Source organism: Zarconia navalis LEGE 11467, assembly GCF_015207075.1.
In the GTDB taxonomy this organism is placed as follows: domain Bacteria; phylum Cyanobacteriota; class Cyanobacteriia; order Cyanobacteriales; family Geitlerinemataceae; genus Zarconia; species Zarconia navalis.
On record NZ_JADEXN010000428.1, the window covers coordinates 1 to 5,099 of the forward strand.

The 5,099-nt window shown below is 50.5% G+C and carries 3 protein-coding genes and 1 pseudogene; 2 read left to right on the forward strand and 2 right to left on the reverse strand.

The features are described 5' to 3' along the window. The first annotated feature begins 115 nt into the window (after window positions 1–115). Window positions 116–1,498 (forward strand): D-alanyl-D-alanine carboxypeptidase, encoded by a 1,383-nt coding sequence (locus IQ235_RS18605; protein WP_264322908.1) that lies wholly within the window; start codon window positions 116–118, stop codon window positions 1,496–1,498. Between the two features lie 379 nt (window positions 1,499–1,877). Further along, on the forward strand, window positions 1,878–2,489 hold the full coding sequence (locus IQ235_RS18610) for a DedA family protein (protein WP_264322906.1): 612 nt from the start codon (window positions 1,878–1,880) through the stop codon (window positions 2,487–2,489). A 323-nt stretch (window positions 2,490–2,812) separates the two neighbouring features. On the opposite strand, the gene IQ235_RS18615 is transcribed toward IQ235_RS18610, so the two are convergent. Both IQ235_RS18615 and IQ235_RS18620 read right to left on the reverse strand, forming a co-directional pair. Beyond that, complete coding sequence (locus IQ235_RS18615) at window positions 2,813–4,327, reverse strand: vanadium-dependent haloperoxidase (protein ID WP_264322907.1); 1,515 nt, start codon at window positions 4,325–4,327, stop codon at window positions 2,813–2,815. A gap of 578 nt (window positions 4,328–4,905) precedes the next feature. Next, window positions 4,906–5,099: pseudogene (locus IQ235_RS18620) on the reverse strand (7,8-didemethyl-8-hydroxy-5-deazariboflavin synthase subunit CofG); the annotation flags it as partial.

Sequence of the window (5,099 nt, forward strand, 5' to 3'; positions counted from 1 at the left end):
ACGAGCCTTGGCACTGGCGTTACGTGGGCGATCGCGATAGTCTAGAAACGTTTTACAAAGCCCGCGAAGAATCACCCATCGAGCGGGAATTGGAGGAAGCATCGAATTGATACGAATGCATTTACCCAGGCTGGTGTTGATGGGGATTCTCGGAGCATTTTTTGTGGGATGTTCCCCCAACGAACCACCTGTTTCTCAAGCCACCTCGAACCTCCCCCCCTCCGATTCCACTGCGCCATGGGTGGAAGAAGACAATTCCACAACCCAAGTCGGCTCAACCGCCCCAGAAAGTTCTCCAGAAGCTCTACTAACCGTCCCACCGGAGAATCCCGACACGGCAACCCAGGAACTCGTGGAGCAGTACCTCGCCCGCCTTAATGCCCAGGGGTTTGGAAACGCCGAGCAAGGGGTTTGGATGCAAACGGAGGATACTTTACTCGCCAACCATCAAGGTACAGTTCGCTTTCCGGCGGCTTCCGTGACGAAGGTGGCAACGGCATTGGCGGCGCTAAAAACCTTCGGACCCGATCGCGAATTTGTCACGGAATTGGGGACGACGGGTTCGATCGAGAATGGGGTACTCAATGGAGATTTAGTGGTTACTGGAGAAAGCGATCCCCTGTTTGTTTGGGAAGAAGCGATCGCTGTGGGCAATTTTCTGGGGGAGTTGGGAATCGAGCGAGTCACTGGAGATCTGATCGTCCACAATGGGTTTTATATGAATTTCGAGGTGGATTCCCAGTTGTCTGGGGAACTCTTCGCAGAAGGCATCAACGGCAATACCTGGTCTTCTGATGCCGAAGCCCAGTATCAAACCCTGCCGCCGGGAATGCCCCGTCCCCAAGTGGAAATCGAGGGAAACGTCCGGGTAGCCGCCTCGCCACCTGCGAACGTTACACCTGTACTACGTCATTATTCCCTTCCCCTGGCCGAACAGCTCAAGCTGATGAACCGCTACAGCAACAATATGGTGGCTCAAACCCTTGCCGATGCCGTGGGGGGGGCGGATGTGGTGGTGCAAAAAGCGATCGAAGCCACGGGAGTGCCACCGGGTGAGATTCAACTGATTAACGGTTCGGGATTGGAAGAGGATAATCAAATGTCTCCCCGTGCGGCAGTCGCGTTATTTCTGGCTTTGCAGGAATACCTCGAACCGTTGAATTTAACCGTTGCCGATGTGGTGGCGGTGGTGGGCAAAGATGAGGGAATTCTGGAGGTGCGATCGCTTCCTGCTTTATCGGTGGTGAAATCCGGAAGTTTAAATCGCGTCAGTACGATCGCCGGGGGGATTCCCACCCAGGAGAACGGTACGATTTGGATCGCGATTATGAATGGCGGGGTCAATATGCAGGGATTTCGCGATGCCCAGGATGTGCTGTTGAATCAATTAACGAATCAGTGGGGGGCGGTGTCTGCCTCGCCCGATCGATTATCTCCCAATCCAGATCGATCGGGAAAAATGTCTCGTCGGGAAATAGTTGACGAGGCTCAACTCTAATTCGATTCGTGTAATTCCTTTCTCAACAAATGATTTCTTTGAGTCTTTTCTCTTTCTACAGACAGATAGAGGCACAGAATTAAGTGTGGTAGATTGCGATCGGGATCTACTAACGCTTTAGTACGCACTCCAAATGCAATACTTGCAAATTTTGAGCGAGTCGTGCTTGGGTACATTGCAAACGATCGAAAAAATTATCGGCATTTAGGAACTAGATGGGAGCATTTGTAAGTCGATCGCTTTGGGATGGTCTCAACCCGCAAGATTGAAGATGAGTCAAAAATAACCCATTTTCGAGCTGTGAATCTTGGCGCTCGATCGAGTCTAGTGGTTAGTATTTCTAGTTATTTTTTGAATTGTTCTTTTTTTACTGAATTGAATGCTTGAATGGGTTATCGATACGATTAGTGCTTTAGGCTATTGGGGAATCGCTATGTTGATGTTCCTCGAAAACTTATTTCCCCCAATTCCCTCAGAAATTATTATGCCTTTAGCTGGGTTTGCCGCCACTAAAGGCGAACTCGATCTGATTCCAGCCGCGATCGCCGGCACGATCGGCTCGTTTCTCGGGGCCCTCTTTTGGTACTATGTCGGCTTATATTTGGGTCAGAAGCGAATTGAAGTACTCGCCGATCGCTACGGCCGGTGGATATCTCTCTCCAGCCAAGACGTTCGCGATGCCAAGCAATGGTTCGATCGCCAAGGTGGCTGGGCGACGGGACTGTGCCGTATGATACCGGGGGTGCGGACGTGGATTTCCGTTCCGGCTGGAATTAGTCGCATGAACCTACCGGCATTCGTGGTTACTTCGACCATCGGCACTGCGATGTGGGTGTCCCTGCTCACCTATGCCGGCTATCTCTTGGGAAACAATTACGAGCGCGTCGCTGAGTATCTCGCACCCGTTGGAAAAATTACGCTCGTTATTATGTTAATTGTGACGATCGTCTGGGTTCTCAAGCGCAAGAGTTCCTCAAACGAACGTTCGTAAAAAAGCTGTTAGCGTATGCGTTTTTCGTCCAGGCTGCGCTAACAGCTTTTAAATAAAAGAGTCAAAAACCGGGTTGACTGACAAACTTCCAGAATCCTATCCCTCTCAGAGGTCGTTTCTCGATCGCCGCTTGTTTTTGTCGGGGGAAGAAGCAATATGGTAGGCGTTTGAGTTGTTCACCATTGTCAACTCTGTTTTCCCCCGGAAACACTTAGCTAGAACCGGCTTCGGGCTTAGAGGCTAAACCCCCGTTCCAGAAATCGTTTCGGCAATTCAGCCAGCGGCTGTTGTCAGTCAAGCAAAGTCAATCCACGACGCAAATCTCAAGAACCGCCGTCAATATAATATTGCGATCGCTCCCAAACCCGATCGCCCACCAAGCGCCCCATGGTTCGACCGTTCAAGTCTCCCGGCTGGAAATGAATTCCGCCGTAGAGTCGAGAAATCCCAGACTCATTTGCCGCATCGGTGAAGGTCGGCCAAGACAACATCACCGGCTGTTCGGGCGTGCTGCTTTCGTAGGTTGAAGTATACGGCGCTTGGGTATGCCGAGCACCGAAATTATCGCTTCCGGTATAGCGTTTGAGTACTTCAGCGGCTGCCGTACTAAAGGTACTGTGTCCGGAAACGTATTCCGCAAAGGCTGGAGAGACGAAGGAGATTTTTTGGTAGGGCATCCATTCCGAACCCGTCACCCACTCCTGGCCGCGATCGGGACCCGCCCAAGAGAAAATTTCCAACTCTTCCGTTTGAGGATTCGTTCGCACGTAGGGGTGAGCTTCCGGTAGCATTTCGTTTTCGGCAAGATATCGAATCGCTGTAATCGGACGGACGTAGTTGTAGTAAACTTTGGCATACCAAGCGGAGATGCCAGCATCCAGCGTCGCGTTCCCGAGGATAAAGAACATTTTGGCATCGTCATCAAGCGTATGTCCGTCGCGATCGGAAACGTATTGAGCGAATAAATGCCAATGTCCCGCCGGCTGAACGGTTCCGGGCCCATCTGCCCAGTATTCCGCGAGGACTTTGCCACGATCGTCGAGTGCGGCATTGTATTCGATAACTTCCAGGGTGTTGTTCAGATACTCCGGACTGCCAAAAGCTGGCGGCGGCGGCGGTAAGAACTCATCTCCCGAGGCGAGGGCAAAGGGGGTGACATTGCCCCATTGCGGCGTAATAAACGCTTGCTCGGTTTGACCGTTGTCAACTTTCAACGCCTGCCACAAGTTGGGATCGACAATGCGATCGTCGGTATTGATGGGTTGATATCCCGTGATATCTTCGTAGCCGTTGATGTAGTTGGCACCATCGTCGTGTCGGAAATCCAGAACGCTGCGGGCGCTGAGTCGACCGATTCCCGCTTCGGTAAGGCGGTCTGTGGTTGTGAAGCCCGCATCGTACCCCAGATCGTTCATTAGATCGTTAAAGAGACCCACCTGGGAGGGGAACAGCTCTACCAAAGCATGGTAAGCAGCATAACTGACGGCTTCGCGTTTGTTCTCTTGGGTAATTCGATCGCCGGAAACTTGCAGTTCGTCGCCCAACTGAGGGCCGATGGCGACAGGATCGTATGCGGCCCAAGCTTCGAAGATGCTGTCATGGACGATCGCCAGGACGCGAGAGGCAGAAGTCGGGTAAAGTTGTGCATCGCCGATCGCCTCTAGGGTCGCCTGGTTCCATTTGGCAACGACATTGGCATCTTCGGGGAGGGTAAAGTCTAATGCTTTTACTGGCTGTCCCGATAGCAGTCCGAGAACGGCAAGACCCATCGATAAAACCGAAGAAAATCTTTGAGTGGTACGGGAATTGGTGGGTCGTTTCATCAACCACTGTTTCATCTAATTACTCCTTAATAAAATTCATAACGAACAATGTTTTTTGGATCGTTTTTGGCGATCGCATGAGAATCCATCGAACTGATTAGTATTACCTAAAGTTCGATTAATTTAGTCATCAAATCTAGCTTGGATGCGCGAAAAGAGCAGACTTGAGTCTGATGGAAATGCGTCCGTAGCGAAACCCAAAAGCAAGATCGATTAGATTCGATCGCTCGATCGCCAAGGCGCAAATATTTGATGCTGGAATCTCAATAATTTCAGGCAATCCGCTGGCTTTATCTCGGTATTGAACCCCGACTTATAAAAGCATCACTAATGCGGATTTGATATTCTTTTCTCCATGAGACTAAGTTTCATATCCGGAAAATTCAATATTTTTTTTGTCAAAAAAGACGCAGATCGTTGACAAATTAATTTTAGTGTGTTGCGTATTCAAAAGGATAGTTTCAATCGGATCGTCGAGATTTCTAAGAGGTCAAAATCCGACATCCCGAACAAAAACCGCTCTATTCTGACAACAATAACAGCTGACCCGACTCCGACTTGCGATCGTTGGTTTATTCGTTCTCAATGATGTCCTAATTGCTGTGGCGGTTGTGATACTTCCAAGATGCGATCGAATTTTGGAGAGCATCGCCAGACCAACTCTCATATTGCGGATATACGGGCAACCGCCGCATCAGTTGCCAGTCCGCTGGGGTGAGAATTTCTGCAAGCTGTTGGGGGGTGGGGTGTTTGTAGTCGGGGTTCACCTCATCTGTGGGACCGAGAC